The organism is Microbulbifer sp., assembly GCF_051659245.1.
In the GTDB taxonomy this organism is placed as follows: Bacteria; Pseudomonadota; Gammaproteobacteria; order Pseudomonadales; family Cellvibrionaceae; genus Microbulbifer.
Genome location: NZ_JBOFOC010000201.1, coordinates 1 through 4,105 on the forward strand (window position 1 = coordinate 1; position 4,105 = coordinate 4,105).

4 protein-coding genes are annotated in these 4,105 nt (G+C 60.7%); 3 read left to right on the forward strand and 1 reads right to left on the reverse strand.

What is annotated here, in order from left to right:
- The first annotated feature begins 18 nt into the window (after nucleotides 1–18).
- Nucleotides 19–849, forward strand: a complete 831-nt coding sequence (gene queF, locus ACRC0P_RS18780; protein WP_438632836.1) for an NADPH-dependent 7-cyano-7-deazaguanine reductase QueF — start codon at nucleotides 19–21, stop codon at nucleotides 847–849.
- Between the two features lie 218 nt (nucleotides 850–1,067).
- Nucleotides 1,068–1,637, forward strand: a complete 570-nt coding sequence (locus tag ACRC0P_RS18785) for a hypothetical protein (protein ID WP_438632837.1) — start codon at nucleotides 1,068–1,070, stop codon at nucleotides 1,635–1,637.
- 90 nt (nucleotides 1,638–1,727) lie between these two features.
- Here ACRC0P_RS18785 and ACRC0P_RS18790 read toward each other — a convergent pair whose 3' ends face one another.
- Nucleotides 1,728–3,122, reverse strand: coding sequence for an adenylate/guanylate cyclase domain-containing protein (locus ACRC0P_RS18790; RefSeq protein ID WP_438632838.1), 1,395 nt, complete (start codon nucleotides 3,120–3,122; stop codon nucleotides 1,728–1,730).
- A gap of 203 nt (nucleotides 3,123–3,325) precedes the next feature.
- Here ACRC0P_RS18790 and ACRC0P_RS18795 point away from each other — a divergent pair, with 203 nt between their 5' ends.
- Nucleotides 3,326–3,889, forward strand: coding sequence for a nitroreductase family protein (locus ACRC0P_RS18795; RefSeq protein ID WP_438632839.1), 564 nt, complete (start codon nucleotides 3,326–3,328; stop codon nucleotides 3,887–3,889).
- The last annotated feature ends 216 nt before the right edge of the window (nucleotides 3,890–4,105 follow it).

A 4,105-nucleotide genomic window follows, 5' to 3' on the forward strand; every position in this document is an offset into this window, starting at 1 on the left:
ACTGATTCGGAAATGCCAATGAACCGTGAAGACTGGAAAGACCTTCCCCTCGGCCGGGAAACCCGCTACGAGTCCACCTACAATCCGGATTTGCTCTGCCCCATCAATCGCTCGATCTCCCGCGCGCACCTGGGGCTGGGCGACGGCGAGCTGCCGTTCTGCGGCGTGGACGAGTGGTGGGGTTTCGAGCTCTCCTGGCTCGACCCCAAAGGAAAGCCACAAGTGGCCGTCGGACGCTTTACCTTCCCCGCGCAGAGCCCGGCGATGGTGGAATCCAAGTCGCTCAAACTGTACCTGAACTCGTTCAACCAGACACCGTTCGACTCCTGGAATGTGGTGCAGGGGATTCTGGCAAAGGACCTGAGTGCCGTTTCCGGCGCGGAGGTGTCGGTGGCGCTGTACCAGGTGGAGGACACCGCGCTGGCGGTGGAAAAACCCCAGGGCTTTTGTCTCGACCAACTGGATATCGCCATTCAGCAGTATCAGCCCGACGCGACGCTGCTGAATCTGGAGGAGAGCCGCGGCCAGGTGAGCGAAACCCTCTATAGCCACCTTCTGCGCAGCAACTGCCCGGTTACCGGACAGCCGGACTGGGCAACGGTCTGCGTGGAGTACAAAGGCACCGCTCTGGACCGGGAAGCGCTGCTGGCCTATATCATTTCCTTCCGCGAGCACCAGGACTTCCACGAGCACTGTGTGGAACGGATCTTCTGCGACCTGCAGCGGCTGGCCAGTTTCAAGGAGTTGACCGTCTGTGCGCGCTATACGCGCAGGGGAGGGCTGGATATCAACCCGTTGCGCAGTACTCTGCCGGACAAAAATCCGCCGCCAAGATTTACCCGTCAGTAAGTGAAAAGGTAAGTGTCACACTGGAATAAATCCTGAAGGCGGGCAGTGTGTGCGCCCAGCGGCGGTCACCGGGCGCACACGCAGTAGCTATAAAAATCCGCTTCGTAGGGTGCGCCGTGCGCACCGATACTGCCAGCCCGCACCAAGACTGGTTGGTGCGTACGGCGCACCCTGCGCTGACTGAATAAATCTTGAAACTACAGGACATGGAGAGAAAAGTGAGCACCCATCTGTTACGGGCCGAATGGGCAATTGATCATGTTAAAAATACCGTGTGTATTAAAGCGGGCAATCGGGCAGAAGGAATCAATCGAAGGCAGGGTGAAAGAGCCGATACGAACGATAGGATTACCCGAGGCAGAGCGTTTGCCCGCCAGCAGTTTCTACAACACAACCTGCAGCCCGGCCTCGGCGAGGCGGATATCAGGGCCCAGGTGGCGGCATTTTCCAAGTGCGGTAATTGTACCGAACAGTCGGCTCTCGCCTTCGAGTATCTCCGCCGTCGCGGCGAGCGCGGGATGGCGTGGATGGGCTTGCCGGATCACAATCACATGTTTGTGGTGATAGGCCTGCACGCGAGGCCGCGGGACAATGCGTTTTTCAGTATCGGTGGCGGCACACCCCTGGGCTGGGGCCCAAATGCCGTGGTCTGCGACCCCTGGTATCACGAATGGTTTCTCGTTCGGGACGACTGGAACCGGAAGATCCGCCATATCCTGAAGGAATCGAGCGGCGCTCTGCTACTGGACGGAACATGGTGCAAAATCCAGTGCCGCGCTTACGTTTGATAGTAGACGGAGGGTCTGTGAGACTTTCCTGGTATCACGGCACAGAGGGCAAGTCGGAGCGCAGCGGCCGTGAAACCGCTTTAGGACCCGCTAAATAATGACCTTGCTCTTCAGCGTCGCCGCCGCTTTCTCCAGCGACTGCAGCACCTTGTCCTTGTCGTAATTGCGGATCTTGTCCAGGTCCAGGTGCATGGAGAAACCCGGCGTATGGTCTTCCATATAGCTCTGTTGGCCGCCGAGGTTCTTGCGCAGGTCGGTGACTTGGTAGACCTTCACCGGGGTACTGAAACCCTTGACGGTGACATGGCCCTTGTCACGGCACATGACCGAGTGCTTGATCAGGGCCCAGGTCTCGTGGCTGATCAGTATCTGCCCCGGTTCCGCTGCGCCCTCCAGGCGGGCGGCCAGGTTTACGTGTGTGCCCATCACCGTGTAGGACTGGTGGCTGGCGGTGCCGAAGATCCCCACGGTGCAATAGCCGGTGTTGATGCCCATACGCACCTGCAAAGGCCGGGCTATGCCCTTGTTGTACCACTCCTGTTTCATCTCCCGGACCCGCTTGCGCATGGCCAGGGCCATGGCCACGCAGCGCAGGGCGTCCGACTTGGGGCCTTTGCTCGCGTCGTCGCCGAATACCACCATCACCGCGTCGCCGATAAACTTATCGATAGTGCCGCCGTACTGGCTGGCGATACGCGACATCTCGGTGAGGTAGCTGTTGAGCAGGTTGGTAAAGACTTCAGCCTCCAGTTCCTCGGTGAGCTGGCTGAAATCCTTGATATCCGAAAAAAACACTGTGAGGAGTTTGCGCTCGGTGACCAGCTCTCCCTCTTGGCCGGTGGTCACCGCGCGCCACAGGCGCTGGGGCAGGTATTTGGACAGCTTGTAGGTGCGCATCTTGCTTACATGCTGGTCCGCGGTGAGGGTGCGGTTGGTGCTCCGGAGATCGGCGATCTGCTTGTGGGTGTAGAAGGCGTAGGCGCAGAAGTAAGTGAACACCCCGATCAGGCTGGCGGCGCTGATGTTCAGGTCCGCATTCACCACCAGTGCCGGGCGGTATATCAGGTAGCCGACGCCCACACCGAGCAACAGCCCGGTGTTGTGCTCGAACCAGCGGCGGCCTCCGCCCTCGGTCAGCGCGTTGAACTGCACCATGGTGACAAACAGCAGGCTGGGGAGCAGGCTGAAATTCGCCATCGCGATGGCGGCGCCGATCAGCCCGGCATCGCTGAAAGACAGCCAGCGGCGCACAGTGGCGGCATTTTCCGGGTGGGAGTGCCGGCCAATTTGATAGGCGACGGCGGTGTACACCAGCAGCAGCGCGACCATGGCCAGGGGCAGTAGCTTGTCGGTGTTCCAGGGGGCCGACCAGTTGACCGCATTCAGCAGAGTCCCCGCCGCGGCAAAGCAGATCAGAGTACGGAAATAGAGCGGGTAGCGGGAATCGACCGCGAGCCCGGTAGTTCCCTCAGGCTGGTCCTGCATGAATGGTTGTCTTTATCCAGTGAACAGAAAAGCTGGCGCCGATCCGTCGGCTTCTTCCTATTGAGTGGCCGGATGCTCGCGCCTGGTAGCACTAAAGTGTACTCCGCGAGAGGGCAGATTGCGAAGACTCTCTGTGGCGCCCACAGGAACAGCGGGCCAGTATTAGGATAGAATTCCCCTCCGCTGTTTTATTGGAGAGCGCTATGGACGCCCTGGCCGCACTGCACAATCGAGTATCCACCGGACTGCTCACCGAGCCCGCCCCCGGTGACAGGCAGCGGAGGAATATTTTCCTCGCAGCGCTGCGCGCCGCGGACCACGGTTGCCTGCGCCCCTGGCGCTTCCTTCTGGTGGAGGGAGAGGCCCGCCACCGTCTTGGGGAGTTGTTCCTGAAAGCCGGCGAGCAAACCGAGTCCGCGCCCCTGGCGGAAGCCCAGAGAGAGCGCTTTCTCGCCATGCCCCTGCGTGCACCGCTGATCGTGGTGGCGGTCACCCGCCTGGTGGAGAATCCCAAGGTCCCGGCCATCGAACAGAGGATGTCCACCGCCGCCGCCGTACAAGCCATGCTTACCGCCGCCTTTGCCGAGGGGGTGGGGGCTTACTGGCGCACCGGGCCCCTGGCTACCAATCCTCTGGTTGCCGACGGCCTGGGCCTGGCGGAAAACGAGAGGATCGAGGGCTTCATCTACCTCGGCACCCCCCAGAAACCGCCTCGCGCGGCGCCGGAGCTGGCAGTGAGCGACTACTTCACCACCTGGGAGGGGTAGTAACGCTTGCACAGCGGACTTCCTTTGTGTAGAGTGCGCGCTCGCTGAAGGGGCTATGTGCCTGATTTGGTGGAACAATTTGCTTCTGGTGAGGTGTTCGAGTGGCTGAGCCGGAGCGAAGCGGAGACCACGCCCGCAGGGCGTAACGAGCACGCAGGCGTGCGGACCGGAAGCTCGTAAAAAAGCCGGTTAAAACGCAACAATCAGAATTTGGTG